At 51.5% G+C, this 18,196-nt stretch carries 20 protein-coding genes; 7 read left to right on the top strand and 13 right to left on the bottom strand.

Annotation, left to right across the window (positions count from 1 at the left end; all coding sequences use genetic code 11):
* The first annotated feature begins 103 nt into the window (after nucleotides 1–103).
* Nucleotides 104–5,587, top strand: a complete 5,484-nt coding sequence (locus NUW46_RS07610) for a hypothetical protein (protein WP_418141769.1) — start codon at nucleotides 104–106, stop codon at nucleotides 5,585–5,587.
* Here NUW46_RS07610 and NUW46_RS07605 read toward each other — a convergent pair.
* On the bottom strand, nucleotides 5,569–6,426 hold the full coding sequence (locus tag NUW46_RS07605) for a hypothetical protein (RefSeq protein ID WP_062785053.1): 858 nt from the start codon (nucleotides 6,424–6,426) through the stop codon (nucleotides 5,569–5,571). The two genes, NUW46_RS07610 and NUW46_RS07605, sit on opposite strands and share 19 nt — an antisense overlap.
* Before the next feature lie 401 nt (nucleotides 6,427–6,827).
* Entirely contained in the window at nucleotides 6,828–7,262 is a 435-nt protein-coding gene (locus NUW46_RS07600) for an MbcA/ParS/Xre antitoxin family protein (protein ID WP_197476572.1), read from the bottom strand.
* A gap of 497 nt (nucleotides 7,263–7,759) precedes the next feature.
* Here NUW46_RS07600 and NUW46_RS07595 point away from each other — a divergent pair, with 497 nt between their 5' ends.
* The 3 genes from NUW46_RS07595 (at nucleotide 7,760) to NUW46_RS07585 (ending at nucleotide 9,078) form a co-directional block, all read left to right on the top strand.
* Nucleotides 7,760–8,383, top strand: a complete 624-nt coding sequence (locus tag NUW46_RS07595) for a hypothetical protein (protein ID WP_062785057.1) — start codon at nucleotides 7,760–7,762, stop codon at nucleotides 8,381–8,383.
* Nucleotides 8,384–8,498: 115 nt separating this feature from the next.
* A complete protein-coding gene (locus NUW46_RS07590) occupies nucleotides 8,499–8,642 on the top strand; it encodes a hypothetical protein (RefSeq protein ID WP_156484283.1) in 144 nt (47 codons plus the stop codon).
* Entirely contained in the window at nucleotides 8,635–9,078 is a 444-nt protein-coding gene (locus tag NUW46_RS07585) for a hypothetical protein (protein WP_062785059.1), read from the top strand. The genes NUW46_RS07590 and NUW46_RS07585 overlap by 8 nt, the downstream gene beginning before the upstream one ends.
* A gap of 211 nt (nucleotides 9,079–9,289) precedes the next feature.
* On the opposite strand, the gene NUW46_RS07580 is transcribed toward NUW46_RS07585, so the two are convergent.
* The 5 genes from NUW46_RS07580 to NUW46_RS07560 form a co-directional block, all read right to left on the bottom strand.
* A complete protein-coding gene (locus NUW46_RS07580) occupies nucleotides 9,290–9,529 on the bottom strand; it encodes a hypothetical protein (RefSeq protein ID WP_062785285.1) in 240 nt (79 codons plus the stop codon).
* A 187-nt stretch (nucleotides 9,530–9,716) separates the two neighbouring features.
* The gene (locus NUW46_RS07575; protein WP_062785061.1) at nucleotides 9,717–10,400 is read right to left on the bottom strand and encodes a hypothetical protein; all 684 of its coding nucleotides are present in this window, start codon (nucleotides 10,398–10,400) and stop codon (nucleotides 9,717–9,719) included.
* 86 nt (nucleotides 10,401–10,486) lie between these two features.
* Nucleotides 10,487–10,753 (bottom strand): hypothetical protein, encoded by a 267-nt coding sequence (locus tag NUW46_RS07570; protein ID WP_062785063.1) that lies wholly within the window; start codon nucleotides 10,751–10,753, stop codon nucleotides 10,487–10,489.
* Nucleotides 10,746–11,975 carry a site-specific integrase gene (locus NUW46_RS07565; RefSeq protein ID WP_062785065.1) on the bottom strand — a complete coding sequence of 410 codons (1,230 nt, stop codon included), beginning with the start codon at nucleotides 11,973–11,975 and terminating at the stop codon, nucleotides 10,746–10,748. The genes NUW46_RS07570 and NUW46_RS07565 overlap by 8 nt, the downstream gene beginning before the upstream one ends.
* The gene (locus NUW46_RS07560) at nucleotides 11,968–12,213 is read right to left on the bottom strand and encodes a hypothetical protein (protein WP_062785067.1); all 246 of its coding nucleotides are present in this window, start codon (nucleotides 12,211–12,213) and stop codon (nucleotides 11,968–11,970) included. Before NUW46_RS07560 ends, NUW46_RS07565 begins: the two co-directional genes overlap by 8 nt.
* A gap of 152 nt (nucleotides 12,214–12,365) precedes the next feature.
* Between NUW46_RS07560 and NUW46_RS07555 the strand changes: the two genes are divergently transcribed.
* The gene (locus NUW46_RS07555) at nucleotides 12,366–12,572 is read left to right on the top strand and encodes a helix-turn-helix domain-containing protein (protein ID WP_008937849.1); all 207 of its coding nucleotides are present in this window, start codon (nucleotides 12,366–12,368) and stop codon (nucleotides 12,570–12,572) included.
* Nucleotides 12,573–12,910: 338 nt separating this feature from the next.
* Here NUW46_RS07555 and NUW46_RS07550 read toward each other — a convergent pair whose 3' ends face one another.
* Nucleotides 12,911–13,105, bottom strand: coding sequence for a PLDc N-terminal domain-containing protein (locus NUW46_RS07550; protein WP_062785069.1), 195 nt, complete (start codon nucleotides 13,103–13,105; stop codon nucleotides 12,911–12,913).
* A gap of 91 nt (nucleotides 13,106–13,196) precedes the next feature.
* Entirely contained in the window at nucleotides 13,197–14,087 is an 891-nt protein-coding gene (locus tag NUW46_RS07545) for a GIY-YIG nuclease family protein (RefSeq protein WP_062785071.1), read from the bottom strand.
* Between the two features lie 896 nt (nucleotides 14,088–14,983).
* Between NUW46_RS07545 and NUW46_RS07540 the strand changes: the two genes are divergently transcribed.
* The gene (locus NUW46_RS07540) at nucleotides 14,984–15,364 is read left to right on the top strand and encodes a hypothetical protein (RefSeq protein ID WP_156484284.1); all 381 of its coding nucleotides are present in this window, start codon (nucleotides 14,984–14,986) and stop codon (nucleotides 15,362–15,364) included.
* On the opposite strand, the gene merA is transcribed toward NUW46_RS07540, so the two are convergent.
* Genes merA through merT form a run of 4 tightly spaced genes read right to left on the bottom strand, consistent with a single transcriptional unit; the run spans nucleotide 15,324 to nucleotide 17,651 of the window.
* Nucleotides 15,324–16,778, bottom strand: coding sequence for a mercury(II) reductase (gene merA / locus NUW46_RS07535; protein WP_227510562.1), 1,455 nt, complete (start codon nucleotides 16,776–16,778; stop codon nucleotides 15,324–15,326). The two genes, NUW46_RS07540 and merA, sit on opposite strands and share 41 nt — an antisense overlap.
* Nucleotides 16,720–16,980, bottom strand: coding sequence for a mercury resistance system transport protein MerF (gene merF / locus NUW46_RS07530; protein ID WP_014575810.1), 261 nt, complete (start codon nucleotides 16,978–16,980; stop codon nucleotides 16,720–16,722). The genes merA and merF overlap by 59 nt, the downstream gene beginning before the upstream one ends.
* Nucleotides 16,977–17,279: a mercury resistance system periplasmic binding protein MerP gene (merP, locus tag NUW46_RS07525; protein WP_062785075.1), complete on the bottom strand. Its 303-nt coding sequence runs from the start codon at nucleotides 17,277–17,279 to the stop codon at nucleotides 16,977–16,979. Before merP ends, merF begins: the two co-directional genes overlap by 4 nt.
* Before the next feature lie 15 nt (nucleotides 17,280–17,294).
* A complete protein-coding gene (merT, locus tag NUW46_RS07520) occupies nucleotides 17,295–17,651 on the bottom strand; it encodes a mercuric ion transporter MerT (protein WP_104271913.1) in 357 nt (118 codons plus the stop codon).
* A gap of 73 nt (nucleotides 17,652–17,724) precedes the next feature.
* Here merT and merR point away from each other — a divergent pair, with 73 nt between their 5' ends.
* Nucleotides 17,725–18,159, top strand: a complete 435-nt coding sequence (gene merR, locus NUW46_RS07515; protein WP_062785079.1) for an Hg(II)-responsive transcriptional regulator — start codon at nucleotides 17,725–17,727, stop codon at nucleotides 18,157–18,159.
* Nucleotides 18,160–18,196: the final 37 nt, after the last annotated feature.

The raw sequence follows: 18,196 nt of genomic DNA, 5'->3' as shown, positions 1-18,196 counted from the left end.
GATTATAACCCACTTTTTTTGTGCCAAATTTTGATAAATTGCCTTAAATTGATGTATGAACTAAGTTTTCATGAGGTATAGGCTCTGGAGACTAGGTGCATTAATGGCAAAAGACGACCATCAAGATTGGCACAATATCGAAAAATCAGACGATAGTGATTTGACCGTAAGGCTCGCTGGACCTCATTTTAGAACCCTCAAATCCTGGGCGGAGCAGCAAGACCTATCCGAAATCTTCGAAGCCATTGCTCTCACTTTTGGCTTCACCGAAAATTTCACGATTCTCGGCAACCTCTCCCGCGAACTCTCCAACTCCGATTCCGTCGACCTACTAACCCAATGGGCTGACAATCCATACGTCTATCAACTAAATCGACTGATCTCAGCCTACAATAGATGCACAGAAATCTCCTCAGCGTACGTTGGCATTCACCAGGGCGTATCAAGAAACAATACTAAACAAACACTCCGGGCCGCCGGTGCCGACATCAAGCACGAGCATTTCCTGCTCGAAATGGTCGTACAACCCTTAGCATCATCGGGTCGTGATTCACAGGATCACCTCCGCCGGACCCTCAGGCTTTGGCTCATCGTGCAGGCCATTGAGCGCACGGTAGAACATTCCTGTTGCCACGACAGCCAAATACAACAGGTAGCGAGCGCTCTCAGCTTATCCCGTGAGGACGATAAGTGGACCGCAATAGACGCAGTTCTTGAGAAGTCTACGCAGGCCTATCCTTCAGATCACCATTCCTACAAACAGTTCACTCTTGCGATCCGGCACGCTGCCACACAATCGTTGGCGCGCTTTTCAAACACCGGCGATCTCAAATATCGTTTATTGCTCAGCGCCCTCCAACGGGTAGCCGAAGGTCAACGAAATCCAATTGCCAGTCAAAAAACGGCTCACCTCTTCACCCCATCTTTCACTGGCTCAATCACGAACACCGACTACCCTCTGATTCTTAAAAAGAAAAGCAGCACGCCACAGATTCTGAACCACTCCTACGGCGAGAGCAGCTCGGCTGATGAAGACGCGCTCGAACAACTGATCCTGTTCGACGTAAATCCAAAAGAAACTCCGGAACAGCAGCAGCTATCAGGCCGAAGTATTCTGATGCAAACGGCGGAGCTTTCTCACTATCTTCCATGGTCATGGGAAAGGCCACTTCCACCGGAAACCGACCTTCTGGAGCGATGGCTAGCGAGCACCCTCGCTCATGATGAACTTTCAGAGCAACTGGGCGCAGGCCTGGTCTGGTTGGCGCTTCATTTTGGACGATCCCTGGATTTTATATTGGAGTTCGAGATCACCGATAAGGTCCAGCCCGAATGGAGCCTCTCAAGCGATTTCTTAACGTTGCATCGCCAGGCACCCCGCAGGCACAGCTCATGGTATCCCGACAAGAAAGACGAGCCTTTGATCGAGCATTTTGCAGACACTCTCTGTATCACCCTGCCGAAACAGATCCACGAAATATTTCGACAAGCCAGCCAGTCATATCAGGAGAAATCATCGCTGAGACGGTTGTGGGCGCGGGCTTGCCCTCATGCCCTGAAAACCTGGTTCCGAGAACACGCACGCCAACACTTTCCCAGACTCTCCAGCGCGAAACTCGCGAACGCCCTACCCCAGCGAGTGTTTAATGAACAAGGCGATCACTCTCTCGCGCGTCTGATATCAGCTCATCCCCGCACTGCCCTTCCCGCAGCGTGTGGTTATGCCAATTGGGATATCGGACAAGTACAGAGCGGCTTCGCATTACCCGTGAAACACACATCCGGGAGTAGTGAACGGGTTAACCTCATGGGCAGTCTCTTGGCACCGCTAGAATCAATACTGATTGAAGCGGTCCACAAAGCCACTGAAAAACTTCTGGCAAGTGCCAATGGAGATCCCGTCACTTTCCACAACAATCTGGTCCAATATACGGTCACCGCTCTCTACGCCGCCACGGGGTGCCGCCATCTTTCCGAACCCTTTGAGTCTCTCAGCCATTTTTGCAACAGGCCTTCTTCGGTCTTTATCAATGATAAAACAGACGACGGTCTTCACTGCGGCCGAATGGTGCCTTTGGCTGATGGAGCAAGGGCACTGATTACGGCGTATTGTGAGCATCTTCGTGAGCTCCAAGCTGTTCTGGCCTGTGAAGAAATTGGACTGGCTGAGCGTATCGAACAGGTACTGCAGGGAACGTCCGACTCCCTGCCGCTGTTTTTCTTTCTGGATCCTTTCGGTTCCTGGCACCCACTAAACGATACAAGCATACCCGGAGCCGAACTGTTCGAATGGTCTCTTCCGAACAATTTGTTCCGGCATAGATTTTCCCAGCAGTTAGTACGACGTAACGTAAATCCTGAAGTCGTCGATGGCTGGATGGGGCACGGTGAACGTGGCTCAACAACCTACAGCGATCACTCACCAAGATGCTGGAAAGCCGACGCCGAGCGATATCGCCATGCGATTAATGACTGCTTTGACCGACTTGGTTTTACGGCTGCCCCGCCCACCACACCCCAAGCTAAGATTCAGCTTCAACGCCAGCCCACCACAGCTAACTACAACGAGCCAAAGCATTTCGGTGAGGCGAAACGCCATCAGGACCGGTTGCAGGCTCGTGATCAAGCTCGCTCATTAGCCCGAAAGGATCTGGATTTAGCACTGGAAGCCAATCCTCTCGCAGAGCATGAACAGCTGACCCAGGCATATGTCGACAGTCTGGTTAAATGGATGCTCTTGCGCGAGAACGGTCTGCCCCACCCCCGCGCAGCCATTCGGATGGAGGTCTTGATCCAGTGGCTTGAGACTTCAGGGCCACAAGCACGGCAGTTTATCCGCCATCGACTCACTCATCTCGGCACTGAGCGCTCACTGTTCCGTAGTTCTTGTCCCCGGTCACTTCAGATCATGCCAGACCTTCAGCGCTGGGCGAGCGAAACCAGGCAAGCCATCCGACAGACACGACTATCCAAATCCGAGGGATTGGTACTCGCTGCAGCCTTCCTCGCCATCGAAAAGCGAATCTCCTACCTTAAGCTGCTGGAGGATCTGGTTCAGGGCGAGAATTACCGTGTGATCCAGCACAAACGGCGCGTGTACCTTGAATACAACGAAGCCCTAGAGCCTGATAATTTTGATCAGCCGGTTCAACGACACGAAATCGATCACACCACTGGACGTTCGCTGGCAAAGGGCCTCGGTATAAAAGACACAAAGGACCTCACGCGAACACCGTGTCCGAAGTCTCTGCACTCACTACTTCAAATTATGAAGACCGCTTGGCCCGAGCGTGTGGCTGGGCAAACAAGTCCGACTCTCGACAAAGTGCTTAAATCTTTACATCAAGTTGTCGAGCAGGCCAACCTCATTGACTTGCCCGGAATGGTCGCCGGCGCCCTTAGTGAGCGGAGTCCCCCAACAAGCGTCTGTTTATATGATTACCTGAGGCTTACTGAAGGTCTACGCTATAAAGTCCCGGGAGGCCGCACAGAAGACCAACTCCCGGAGCCGGAAGCTTTACCAAACGTCCCGGCCATGACCTCCGCGGTCTATCCCGAAGCATTTTATGATGCATCGAAGGCTTTCCTCCAAGCGCTGCATGACTTTCTGAATCAGTACACTAAGAGCACGTCACTGCAGATTGCCAAGAACATTGAGCGGCATTGTGGATCCAATGCTTACCGAGTCAGCAGCGCCGTTTTAATGCTCGGTTACTGGGTCGCCTACCGGATCCGAAGAGGCAAGGGCAGACACGACCGAGCTCACAAACCTTATGCGGCCACCTCTGTAAAACGCTACCTCGGCGCACTTTCGCCTGCATTCCGTGGTTTAGCGTCAAATGCGGACCTGATGGTCATGACGGAAGAAGCGGTCACCGAACTGTGCGCGAGAATGCTGGCCCGGCATGTGGAGAAACAGCGGGACCTGCAGTACTTTTCGGCCCGACTCATCGACTTTTTTGACTGGGCTTGCGAGCGCGGCGTCTCTGCACCCGACTGGGATGAGCTGGACTTGGGCAGCTCAAGACGATCGGTGCGCCCCAGGCTGTTTTCAGAAGAAGAGTACTTTCAGACCCTGCGGATACTGCTGCGCCCAGACTCAGACGATGTGGACCGTGGCAAGCAAGCCGCCTTTGTCCTTTTACTTGCCTTTCGGTTTGGCCTCCGGGCCCAAGAAGCCCTGGGCTTACTGCGCTCTGATTGGTGCCAATCAGGGGAACTTACATGGGTTCTCGTTCAAAGCAACGCCATTCGATCCCTGAAAAATAGCGCCAACAGTCGGCGCGCTGTACCTTTGATGTTCCCACTCGCTGAGATCGAACGGACACTGATTGAAACAATCCTTACCCGGTACACAATCCATTCAGTAGGTTCGAACAATAAGCCGATCTTGGGGGGTAACAACGGAGCGCTCACGCCCTTTGCGCGATCAATTCCCTCCGACATTGCCAAGGCACTGAAACTTGTAACAGGCAACTCAGGAATGAGCCTCCATCAGGCAAGACATGGCTTTTGCAATATATTGTCTACTGCGCTGTTTGAGGTTCAATCACCGCTGGCCGCCAATTTGTGCACGTCTGCAGATGTAGAAGCTATCAGGCAAATTATGCTGGGACAGCATGAACTGCCATCGAGACGTGGCGCAATGGCGATCGGCCGCGCGCTGGGCCACCAGACCCCACATACGCAGATACGCTCATACAATCACGTACTCACCGAGTGGGCCGACGCGCTCACCCCGGTCAGGTCCCACTACGCCAGCAACATTCCAAACGCGATTCACACCGACGAATGGGCCATTGAACCGGTATCTGATCACGACTCTCTGCCCACAATCTTCTCCAAACAAGCAGAACTGACGCCTTACACCGTGATCGAGGCTTTGCGACTCATGGCGCTGGGTTACCAAACATACCGTATTGAACACGTGCTGCGTCTTGAGCCCGGGGAACTGGCCGACGTTGCCACCTTGGTTGATCGAATCAACGCGGGTATTCGCTTCAAGATTTTTGATCCTGAGAAAGGGAAAAAGGCATACGTTTACGGAGAGTCCTTACCAAGATACCTGCTTAAATCACGCCCTTTTGGCGTCTGGCCACGCCTGTTGGAACTCACCGAGAAGCTGCCACCGAAGAATCAACTGACCAACGTTGGACCTCTACCTCTGTTGGATCAGGCTTCCAACCTGGTGGGCAGAAACGGCCACCTGCTTATGAACCTACCAGAGGAGTCAAACCTTCTGCGCCTTGTTGTCGACAGTTTTGGTTTACCAGCGTCCTCGTATATGGCGATCATCAAAAGCAGACCGCACGATATGTTACGCGCTCAAAGCTTACTGCAAGCCGGCCAATTTGATGAGACTGCTGACGCTTCATTCCAGCTAGATACGTTCAACGAAGATTTTGGGCTAACCTTCGTGCGGGCGAGGTCTTACGCCGGGTTAGTCCTAGCAAAACCCGCTGTAGGTCCTCTTCATGACGGTCTTGAGTTGGTGCTGGCGTACATCTCTATTGCAGCAGCCTACTGTCCTAGGACAGGGCCTCTGTCGGGGTCAGAGTCCCAGTCAGTTTATTCGAGCTCAAACTGATCCAGTTCATTTGCCGCCACCTCATTCAACTCCACCAGGGTGATGACAGGTTTCTTTTTTCTAGCTTCGGGCTGAGTAATCGCCTTGAATTCTACCTGGCCACAGTTTGCATAAACCTGGGCTACGATGCGAAGAAACTTCAGATCGTGGCACAACACCTCTATTCTGCCTTCACAATGCGAACCTTTGTCGTCGTTGGCGGCCTTCCTGACAGTGAGGATCACGATACTCTTCTCTTCGTCGAACCCGAGGGGCCTTGCAATACCCTCGATAGTTCCCAGCGAACCCTGCTCTACCGTGAGAGCGGGCATCACTCCCTGCATTGTTATTCCGTGAGAATCCGCGCGGCCAAATTTTATCATGACTCCTTGCTTGATCGATTTGTTCGCAAACCGCGCAGCGACATCTTCGCCCAATGACTGCAGAACATCCTGATCCTGCTTACCTAGTAAGCTGTCTACCTCTGGCTCTCCGAGCGCTTGCTGTGGAATCAATTTGGCAAGGATCAGCCGAGCGGCAGCTGAGAACGCCTCAACGTCGACGGACGTTACGCCAGAACCGACAAGCTTAATAACATACGTTGCAGGGAACTCAATATCGCTCCTCGAATCGACCCTCAGCCAAGATTCGACAGCGACGGCTCCAGTTTTTCGAGAACTGGCGTATTCATTAAGCGCGCGAATCAGCGCGTCTTTCAACTGCTTTTGCGCCGGCAATACCAGCGCACCCTCTTCCTCAAACTCCAACGCACCATCAGTGTTCACAACATGTGGAGCACTAGATGGGTGAAGAACAAGGATTGTCGTATCGAGTGTCGCGCATGATTCCTGAGTAGCCATAAACTTCAGTCCCAAAGATTCTCGAGTACCGGCCTCGCCACCCACTGATTGCTGTCGATCACAATCCGTCCAGGCTACAACAAACGGTTACTCTTAACTTTTACCACACGTCAGACTCGCATCCGGCGAGACGCTCTGAACGACAATACAGTCGAGTCGTTCAGGCAAACCTCTCAGATCAGTTTGATCACTGACAGTGGCACTCTTCAGGCTTAATTATTTCAAGGATCAAGGGAGCGTTTTTGCAGTAAAAGCGTGTTTTTTGCGCACTTTTTGGCGAGTGTGGGTAAAAAGAGGCCTTAGTTGGTGCCATGGCAATCTAATCCCATCAGAGGTTTAAGATCTTAGGCAGCGTTCTCTGTCTGACGACGGATACGCTACAGTCACCCTTCCCATGAAGCCTAGCTGAACTGGCCACCCTCGATTTTTCGGAGGACCTCAATGATCCAACGCCGGCCTTCATGGGTGTCCAATAGGCTGACGGGACTCTCACCGCCCAGAGCCGGCACCCCACTCGTCAACCATTGATTTGCTAATACCGGAGACTCCCACGTCGCTGCGCACGAATAAAGCACTCTCGCGATGTCTAAAACTGCTTCCGAGGTTCGGGTATCCAGCACATCCATATCGCACAAAACCTCAAGCTGCTTTTGCTGCGCGCCAAGCGCCTTAGCAATACTCTCATCTAACCCGGACGACCGGATGATCGAAGACAGCCAATGTCCTGGAATACCTTTCCGAACTGCACGAATGAAGGCCGGAGGGTCAGCGAACAGGTTCTCTGGCACACACCCAACAACCATATCAGAATATTGTTGTGAATTATTCTGCTTCATAAAGTTGCCAAGCATCGTTGATAGGGTTAAATCTGGTTCGTCTTGCCCAAAATCTCACTGACTAAATTATAATCGTATAGTAAACACGCCACTCACGCATGAGGCAGCAATGGATTTTGAAACGGGTATTCTGATGGCCATGGCGATCGGAATCGTGGGCGCAAGTGTACTGACTGCTTGGTGCCTTTGGTCAAGATATCGAGAAGGCAAAGATCTCGAAAAACGATAGCTACCTTAATCCCCCGCCGACCGCCGGCCCGGAAAAATCAATGAGGATGGTTATGCGTCGGATATCAGACATGGCAGCGCACTTTGGCAGTTGGCAGAAAGCTTCACGTTGACAAATCGCCCCATTTTCAAACCCCTTGCGCGAGTTCATCGAGCTCGCCGATTCAGCCCAAAACTATGCTGACATTGGAATTCTTGCCCAAAGAAACTCAGAATTCGTGCAGGTTTTCAGAGTAAGGTCAAAGAAGCACCACGGAGATAACAGTGACATGGCTCATTCAAACGCTCCCAACCATGACATTTCTGAGGTGATGATTCGCCTAGGTCTTTCTGAGACAGATCTTTCGAAATTGCTGAAAGCCGCAGACATTGACTATCCTGTTCACGCTTCACCAGGACGATCTACGAACACTAATCCATTGTCCGAGAAAGAGGTTGAGGTTTTAAGGTCCGGAGGAGCCAAAGGGCTAGATGAAGGGCCAGACCTTCATCTGGCTCGAGTTAATTCGTTACAAAGATTGATCGAAGAATGCCAAACACTCACTGACCACGCACTCAAATCAGAGTCAGTTGCAAAACTACTACAGATCTCCGTATCTGACGTCGAACGCGATGCGCAGCGTTCACCTCCCTCGCTGCATGGATTCGAGGTGGAGCCGGGAGTATGGCGTTTTCCAGCTTGGCAGTTCACTGATGCAGGGGAGATTCCGCACCTGTCTTCCATTCTTGAAATCGTGGCGCAGTGGAAACCAGTCCTTTTAGATCGATTCATGCGTCTTCCGCATTGCGATCTAGAGATTGATGGTAAAAGCGTGTGCCCGAGAGAGTGGCTCATCGCCAAACACGAGCCAGATCTCATCTTCCAGTTAGCTCGATTTATCGGGTCAAATTAATTGTTCCGCCCCTTCAACCGAAAGTGCCCAATTGCTCCCGTATAAGCAGCAGATTTGGAAGATTTCCCAGACCCGGTACACTGCTTACAAGACGCTTATTTCAGGAGAACCATTTGTGAATATGCTCGCAGGATTGATTGGCTTTGGCGGATTTTTTCTGACACTGGCACTGCTGGGTCTGGTTGGCTACTGGCGGGCCGATCAATTAGAAGCGTGGGCGAAAAAGCGCTGCTCGAAAGGAAATGATCGCCATGGCTAGAAGCTTTCCCGATCATAAGGGCGCTGAGGACCTGCGCGTATATCTCGATTGCGCAGCAATTGCGATGCTTATGCTGAGTGCTCTCACTCTAGTTGGAGCATACGGGCCATACGCCTGGATAAGTTCAGAGGACATTGAGGGCGTAAGCGGCAAATCGGGATTGATGTTTGTAGCCCCCTTAACGGGAGCATTAATAATCAGCGGCTTTCAGATCACGTCGAATCGCGCTGGCCGAAACCTGCCAACTGCAACGGAGATGGTGCTGTTTTGTGCTCTCCATCTGGTAGCGTTTTTGGCCAGCTATCTGGCACTCGCATTTTTCCAGAGCTTAATGACTTCCATGGTCATTTTATTGATCGTCACTGCATCTACCTTTTTTCTCCCTGCAGCCGGCTTCATTCATATCAGAAGAAAGCGACATCGATCATCTCACTAAATGAGACGAACGCAAGAAGGCTAATCCGAATATCGACCGGTCCAGCATTGTTTGAGAGAGCTTCTACTTCTCGAATGGCTCAAGAAAAGCCATTTAGCTGCCGGCGAAAGCTAGCTCGTCTTTTCGTCTGGCAGGCTCCAATTCTTTTTTTCGCACAACGCCAGGTATTGCCCTGACTCTACTTCCGGTCAATTGGGTTCACGTGCGGGTATCAGTCCTCATGCGACGGCTGATCCCGGTCTTCCATAAAATCCTCCGAAACCCCCTCGCTGGAGTCAAAGTACTCATCCCAAACGGGATCGGTAGGTCGCTCATAGCGTTTGACAGAACCTTTTAGCCGCTCAAGTGGCGAAAGCTCCTGTGGGAGAGGCACGGCCAACTCGTCAGCATCAGCCGAATCCACATCTAGGTCTTCCAACAGTTCCTGTTCAGTAAAGCGTTTCTTTTTCATCACGGCCATTCTCCGAGTGAGCATAAATGCCACACAGGCCAGTTTAGCAGGGCGTCAGACGCGCCAGCGAAGGGCCGTTCCGAACAGCCTCTCCGATCCAGTTTAAGGCTAAGGGGCCAAAGACGCACCTCAAGTTAGCACGCCAACAATTTGAAGCTCTGGCCCAATAACTCGCAGCGGTCTTTGACTACTCGAAGACAGGTATAACTTGAAGAGTTATTTCCCCATCATCCTCTCGTATCTGATTAATAGACGCCTCGGAGCTAAGGAACTCACTCGCGTTGATTATTATCTCGGCATCAGAAGAATGGCAGGTAATACAGATCTCCTTGCTCTCACCGAAGTCCACATCGAGATCCTCGTAAGGGGAACCTGGCGCAAGAGCCAACTTCATGGATGTCCCGTCCGGACTATCGGTCATCTCCAATAGGGTTTTAGGGACTACTCTCACGCGGATGCTTTCTGAATACTCATCCACATCCGCTTGGGTGATAAGATCTATACCATGGGAATTCCTCTTCCCCATGTTCTCAATCTGGCCCATGAAGTGATCGTTGAGTCGGGCCGCCTGATTCCCCAAATTGCTTGAAATAAGTATCTCATCAGAAACTGCAATCACGGAAACTTCCGCATCCCATCCTTCATCCTCGATCTCAAAATCTGAGCGCTCAACCATGGTCTTCTCGAAGCGCCTTTTGGCCTCCTCCAGCGGGACATTCAGATAGATAGCATGGTTCTGATTGTCCGCATAGGTGATGACAACAGCCTGCATTAACGACTTGTCTGTGCGCGGATCGATTCCTTCAGCATCGCTCGACACAGCGACAGACTTAGTCCTAAAAAGAACTTGTGGGGTGGTATTTTCGGTCATGAATTCTCCTTTGCTGACCTGAGTATACAAGACAGGCCTCCGATTCCAGAACAAGCCGCGTGCGATTTTCAGCCAGGCAAAGCAAGCTATTCCAAATCCATCAACGCTTTGGTCAGATACGTCTGAAGAGCGTTGGACAAGGTGCTGATATCAACATCTTCACGGTTCCTCTGCCGCTTCCATACCTCATTCCGAAGCCACAGTGCGACGGCATCGAAATTGTCTCGCGCCCTCTGCTGATTTAGCAGCCAGACCAGGTCTCGCCCTTGCGAAATATTGTTCAAACGAATTAAAACTTCCGCCACTTCGGCGATATCTCTTTGAGTCTCGAAGCTAAGAGATGATTTAGGCATTTTCAGATTCCTCCAGGTCTTCTGAACGCGAGCCAATCAGGCGCTCGAAGGCGCTGCCGTCCATACGGGTCACATTCGGAATAAAGCGCGAGTAAACCTTGAACAACATTTCAGTAGAGGAATGGCCCAACACTCGAGCCACCCATTCAGGGTTCTCGCCGGATGCCAACAACAACGTGGCTGCGGTATGGCGTGTCTGGTAAGGCCGACGCTTTTTCAAGTTCAGAGCTTGAAGTAAGGGGTACCATACGCGCTTGGTGACATTATTGTGGTCAAGTGGCTCACCAAGGCGATTACAGAATACGAACTTGCTCAGCTTGCCAGTCGCCGCGTTCTGAGCCTTGAGTGCGTTATAAACTGGACCAAACATCGGGATTTCCCGCTGTGAGCCATCGGTTTTTGTGTACTCGGTCTTACCATTGATCAGCGTCTCGCGAACCAGAATCTCGCGCTTCTCAAAGTCCACGTGCTCCCACTTCAAGCCATCGATCTCGCCAGTGCGCATGCCGGTGTAGAAGCGAACCAGGTAGTAATTCTGATAGTCCTTCCGCACATATTTGGTAATCCGCTCTACCTCATGCAGAGAAAAAGGTTCGATGTTTACCTTCTTCAGCTTCAGCGGTTTGATGTTGCGATACGGGTTCGCAAAGTCGAAGCGCTCGGCGCCTTCGGTCAGAATCATCCGCAGAATCGCCATGTGGCTATTGATGGTCTTGGGAGCCATCTGGATATTGCCCGCCCTACCCTTGCGGCTCGCCAGCTTGTTGCGGGCTGCCAGGATGTTCGCTTTGGTGATTTCTGTCAGACGTTTGTTTTTAAATGCCGGCTTGAGAGAGCTCTCAAGAATAGACTCAACATTGCGTAGATGAGAGGCGCGCCATTGAATCTTGTTCTCCTCAAGCCACAGGTCGGCGAAATCCGGGAACAGCGGCGACTGATCGGTTTCCTGATCCGGATCAGCCATTGCATTGGAAGCCCGACCCGTGCCGGATAGCGCGCCTGCCTTGGCCAGCTTTTTCAAGTTCCGGCTGCCCGGAAAGAATTCAGCGTAATCGAATTCACCTAAAAGGATTTTGGCCTCAACCTTCTGAAGAAGAGCTTCGCATTTTTTACGATTGGCCGGCGTATCTGGCAGCGCGGTCTGTTCCCTGCACCGTAGCCCCTCAAACATAAAATCTAGATAAAGCTTGCCGGTCTCCTTACGCTCTCTCACCTTACCCATGACATACCGCTCCGCTTGCCATAGGAATTGACAGGTGTTCGTGCTCACGAGCACCGACCAGCATCTCTTTTTCGACTTCTTCCCAGAGGAAAAGAATTTTCCGCCGGCCGAAAGGCTTAATGTAATGCTTGCCCTCCAACAGCACAGTGTCTTTAAGACATTGACGAATTGTCCGGCAGTCGTATTTGATTCGGCCAGCAAGCTCTTCAGTGGTCAGGTAGGTGTAGGAATTTTCCATCGAAATCTTCCTTCTGTTGCGCTACGCTAAATCAACAAAAGACATTCTCCATATCAGAATGCCATCCTAAATGACATTTTAAGCAACAAAAGTACATTTGCAAGCATTTTTTGCCATTCTGGATGACATTTTTTAATTAAGGATGATCAAAAATGGTTCGATGCCATCTCGCTCGGCTGATGGGCGAGCGAAAAATGAAGATCGTGGACGTAGCCAGAGAGACGGGGCTTAACAGGAATACTGTAACCCTGCTCTACAAAGAAACAGCGCAAAGGATAGACCTGGAAGCTATTGAGAAACTCTGCCGATTATTTGAATGTGAGGTGGGAGACCTGCTCGAGTTGCAAGAAGACCATTGAGCAAATGAGATGGTTAAAGGGCCGCTCTCATCGATTCAATGATGTGTTGCCGCAGCTGCTCTCCATCGCTTGCCCCGTCGCGGACCAACTACTTCGTTTGCTGTGACCACAAAGCAGACCCTGTCAGATAGGGGCCTGCCCAATCCGCTATTCGAGAACAAAGGCACGCTGAGGTCGCAAAGCGAACATTCAGATCTTGGGATAATGCCCTGGGCAGTGGGGCAGCGTAAGCTGCGTCAGGCACGTGCAGCGTGTGGTATTGCCACAACTGGTTACATGTGCGGTTACCGCTCAATCGCGATTGATCATTTGCACTGCGCTTCATGGCCAGTCTTCGCTCAACTTTTCTTAATTGGCGCAAGCAACCAATAAAATATCCATGCAAGCCACGATACAAAAATTATGAGCAGAATCCAGGCCAGCTTTTCGCCACCGCTAGTCTTACTCGAGCGCAGAATAATTATTATCGGCAGCAACCAGCCAATAGTTACAATAAGGAATGTGACTGTGAAGTTGAGATCTGAACCTTCCATACGCGTTAGTACCCTCGACTAAACATAGACATTTAACGCGTCCATAACGGGCCGGTCTGGAGCGGAACGGAAAACCCCGTTGAAGCGCTGATTAAATCATTTTCGACGCCAATTCTTTCGCCTTTTCCGCCAAAGCAATCTCTTTCTGCATCGCGTAAATCAGTTTGCGAAAGGCATCCTCTGCTACGCTTAAATCCTTTTTAATTGGTTTTCGATCGTGGGGTAAAGGGTGACCCAGCAATTCCCAGATTAGCCCCTCAGCTAAAGCTACTTCCTCGACATTTCGAGAGCGGTGCGTCTCCCAGTCGCCCGAAGGTCTTTCTCTACAAATTTCTTCGTGTGTATCGTACCCCAGCCCAATGTTTACAAACCCGGGCTTGTCAGGATGCGTTAAAAGGTAGATAACGCCTGCATTAATCCTTTGTTTTATTTCTTCGGGATCTCGTTCACCGACTCCGCACTCAGGACAGCCTTGACCTTCCCCCACAAAACTTGGTGTCGTGCGCCATTGATGACCATTAATGCATCGAAAATTAGCCTTTCCACTAATAACACTTCGCACGTAACCTAAAAGGGTGATGCCTCGACCTTCCAGTCGTTTTCTGATCGATGCTGTATAGGCATAGACACGATCCGGCAAAGGCCCTGGTTCTGGCCGGACACCAGCTTTCTTTGCTGCATCTAATCCTTTCTGCACTTGGCTCCAGTCCATCCTTTCAACTTCAACTCCATATCGGCACGGAATGTCTGCGAAAGGTGTTGTCCCCCAAAAAACCGACTCGGCCCAATACGGATCAGAGACCGCATGGAATTCCTTCAATTCCCATTTCTGCCCAGTTTCATTTACGATTTGGCCCGTATATCCTTCGTGGTTGCAATTGTGCTCGGTCAATCTGTGTTGGGGTTTACGGGTCGTTATTCCGATTTTGTAAAGGTCAGGATCCGACGGGTGTATTAATACATAGATATAACCTGACTTCATTTTACCCTCTGTATTCGTCTGGGGTCAGAGCAAAAATCCATTGCAAACCTCTGACCTAAACTCGTAACTCCTTGGACACATAACAAAGCACAGCGGCGACTGGTAACGGTCCGGTGACCAAAGGCCACGCACTGATGCGCCTGGTTATGTGGGCCCAGCTATTTCCTCTAGGTTCATGATTAAATCGTGTTTCACCAATCTGGTGGTGCCGTCAGCTCTTTCTACTCGATATGATTGCGGCGTTACTTTTATGCAGGTAACGCCATTTTCATACTCGACTTCATAGTGGCCCGTTGCAAAGACGACGTTGTAAGTTTTGCCTACTTCCATCTCGAAATCCCCTCTTAACCTGAACCCTCATTAACGGTATCAGGTTTTGTTCGAGGAGATTTTCATGCTTGTAACTGTTCCCACTGACACCATTAATGAAATTTAATGCTCTGCCATGAGCTCAGTGCACATATCGCCAGCGCACAACGGCGTGATCTTGCACAGATTTGGCCAAAACTTTCGGCACTGAGCTCTTCACAGGTGTATTGCTAGAGGCAGGTGTTTGCCTTTTTCGAGAGATTTTGGAGGGCTCACTGGAGCGGCGTGAATGTCCGATTTTGTTGAACGTTCTCGTGAGGTCTCGGAGGGTCGCAAAGCGAACGTTCAGTCGGAGCGCAAAACCATAATCAATTGTTAGAGATTCGCCAACTATTGCTCATTCTCTAACCGGTCCCAAGCATTTAATCAAACTGCTGGCCTGCCCAGAATCGTTGAACCATTAGACCGGTCTGGTTCTAAACAAGTTGAAAATGAGTTCAAGCAGGTGAAGTATCAACAAAATCTGATGCATTCATCGTTTCATATGGTGTCGAATCAACTTGGACTGAAGGGATGCCACCCAATCCATGTTACTAAGACTGTGTGTTTTCACCCTGATGATTATCGGGGCTGCTTGCAGTGTCCAATCGCAACCCGTGAACGCTCAAGAGAGCGAAGGCCTGACGGTTAATTTAACCAGCGAGGCCATTGAAGCTGCGGTTATCTCTGAGGGGGCTATTTGGCTGAAACTTACACCAAGTGGAAGTAGCCAACTGGCTGCCACAGCAAAGGACAACCTGGGCAGTCAGGTAATGATCCACGTGCTCGGCCATGCGGCTCTTTCAATGATGGTCGTGCAAGATATGGCATCGGAACGATTGGTCATTAGGAACCCATCACCAGAGCTTAAAGCCGTGCTCACATCATTTATCCGGCACAGCAGGACAACTGTTTTACATCCTTGGTGAACGTTTGCGCACAGAGCTTGAGTGCTTCAACCATGGTCAAATAAGGGAACAAGTCATCGCCGATTTCCTGAACGGTCAAACCTGCTCGTAACGCCATCACTGCCGTTTGGATAATTTCACCGCCTTCCGCTGCGACAATCTGCACCCCAAGCAAACGGCCTGAGTTGCGCTCTGCCACCATTTTAATAAATCCTTGGGTGTCAAAGTTTACTAGCGCACGCGGCACGTTTTCCAAGTCGAGCAGCCTGGTGTCCACGCTATAACCCCGAGCAACTGCTTCGGCTTCAGAGAGGCCAACGGTGGCGACTTGAGGATCGGTAAACATGACCCCGGGCATGGCACTGAGGTCGAGTTTGGCCTCGCCTTCCGTCATGTTGATGGCGGCCCGGCTGCCCCCGGCAGCGGCGACATAGACAAACTGCGGTTGATTGGTGCAGTCTCCGGCAGCGTATATTCCGGGGACCGTGGTTTGCAGATGCTCATCCACCTGAATTGCGTCGCGTGAGGTTTCCACGCCAATGCTCGCCAGGTTCAGGTCCTCGGTATTGGGAGTTCGACCGGTCGCCACCAGCAGTTGATCGGCTCGCAAGGTGCCGGCAGGCGTCTCGACGATGAACTCGTTGTCGCTATAGTCCACGTTGCTGGGCAAGGTCTGGCTAAGCACCTCAATACCTTCGCGCTTGAACGCTGCATCCATAGCTTCCCCGATTGCGGGGTCCTCACTGGACAACAAACGGCTCCGGGCCAAAACGGTAACCTTGCTGCCCAGTCTGGCGAATGCCTGAGCCAATTCCAGGGCAACGAAACCGGCACCAATCACGATCAGCCGTTTGGGAACGGTATCCAGCGCCAAGGCACTGGTTGATGTCAGGTAAGGAGTGTCTGCCAGCCCCGTTATTGGCGGTTCTGCCGGTCTGGCTCCGGTTCCAATAAAGGCGCGATCAAAATGAACCGGTTTTTCACCACCCTCAGCCAACGTGACTAACAGGCTATTGGTGTCGAGAAACCGGGCCTCACCGTTCAGGACTGTGATGTCCTTGTGTTCTCGAAGTATCTTTTCGTACTTGGTGTCACGCAGCTCCTCCACTCGTGCCAGCTGTTGCTGAAGCAGTTTCGCTCGGTCTACCTCAGGAGCCGCAGCACTGATGCCCGCGTCAAAAGGGCTTTCTTTTCGAAGATGCGCGATATGTGCTGCACGAATCATAATCTTCGAGGGCACGCAGCCAACATTTACGCAGGTGCCGCCGACGGTCCCACGTTCAATCAGGGTGACGCGGGCACCGCGCTCTGTTGCCTTCAAGGCAGCCGCCATGGCGGCTCCGCCACTGCCGATTACAGCAATATGCAGTTTTTGGTCATTTTTCACTCGGGAAACTCCTTGGGGCTTTGGAATTGCTCTCGTAGCTGGCGTCATAGTGTTTTTTCCGCCAGAACGCATAGACCGTAAGGCCGATGAATACCGCCAGTGCCGGAAGAAGCACATAGTCGAGATAACCCGTCAGGGCGGCCAGTCCCACGGTGGACATAAGAATGACCAGAATCGGTGTGAAGCAGCATAGTGCAACCAGAATAGTCCCTACTATGCCAACTCTGAGCAGGTTCTTCGGATTCTTCATTGCCCCTCCGGGGTCGCCTCTGAGGCCGTGGGAGTGGAGGGGTAACCAGCGTCGCTCGTGGCCTCGGTGAGCGCCTCTATGGAAGTGAGCGCATCGTCAAAGGTGACGACGGCTTCTCGATCAGGGTAGCTCACGGAAACTTGCGACACCCCTTCCACCTTACTTAAGGCCAGCTTGACGGTGATCGGACACGCAGAACAGGTCATGTCAGGCACCGAGAGAGTCACTTTTTGAGACGCAGCCCAGGTGGACATGCTGAGCAAAGTGAGGAACATGGCAAGTACAAGCTGTTTACGCATGAGGAAAATCTCCGTTTAGTAGAATAGGGGCAAAATGTAAGGGAACACTAAAGCGACCAGTACCAGAGCCGTAACTACCCAAAAGATCACCTTATAGGTCTTTCGGACTTGAGGGATCGCACACGTTTCACCGGGTGAGCATTGCTCTACAGGGCGATAGATTCGTCGCCAGGCGAGGTACATGGCGACGATGGCCGCGCCAATGAACAGCGGTCGATAGGGCTCCAAAGCTGTCAGATTGCCGATCCAGGCACCGGAAACGCCCAGAGTGATAAGTACCAATGGCCCGAGACAGCAAGCCGAGGCGAGAATTCCAGCAACCCCCCCGACAGCGAGAGAAGCACCTCCGGATTTAGATTTGAATTTCGACATGACGTTTACACCTGTTGCCCATGGACTTGATGAGATAAGGTTACTTCCGTAGTCAACTACGGAGTCAAGCAGCATGTCGGTTAAAGCCAATTCAATGACTATTGGCGGCTTGGCCAGGGCGGCCAACGTAAATGTAGAGACGATCCGCTATTACCAGCGGCGTGGTCTGTTATCGGAACCCAAGCGGCCTCCGGGTGGCATTCGACGCTACGGTTTCGCCGATATTGATCGGTTGACCTTTGTGAAAACGGCGCAGCACCTGGGTTTCAGTCTCGATGAGATAAGCGACCTCCTACGGCTGGAAGATGGCACCCACTGTGAGGAAGCCAGTGCGCTCGCCGAGCACAAGCTGAAGGATGTGCGTGAAAAGATCGAAAGGCTGGTCAAAATTGAGATGGCTCTGAGCGATATGGTCAGTCAATGCCACGCACAGCCGGACAGCATCGCGTGCCCGCTCATTGCTTCGTTACATGAGGGAGGTATTGGGACAAGAGGCCAAAAGGGTTAGCTTCTGAACCAATCAACCTCTTGGGTTCTACCCGGTT

It is taken from the genome of Marinobacter sp. MA, from assembly GCF_048298425.1.
Lineage (GTDB): Bacteria > Pseudomonadota > Gammaproteobacteria > Pseudomonadales > Oleiphilaceae > Marinobacter > Marinobacter salsuginis.
Note: the sequence above shows the minus strand (reverse complement) of the source record. Positions and strands in the feature narration are given on the sequence as shown.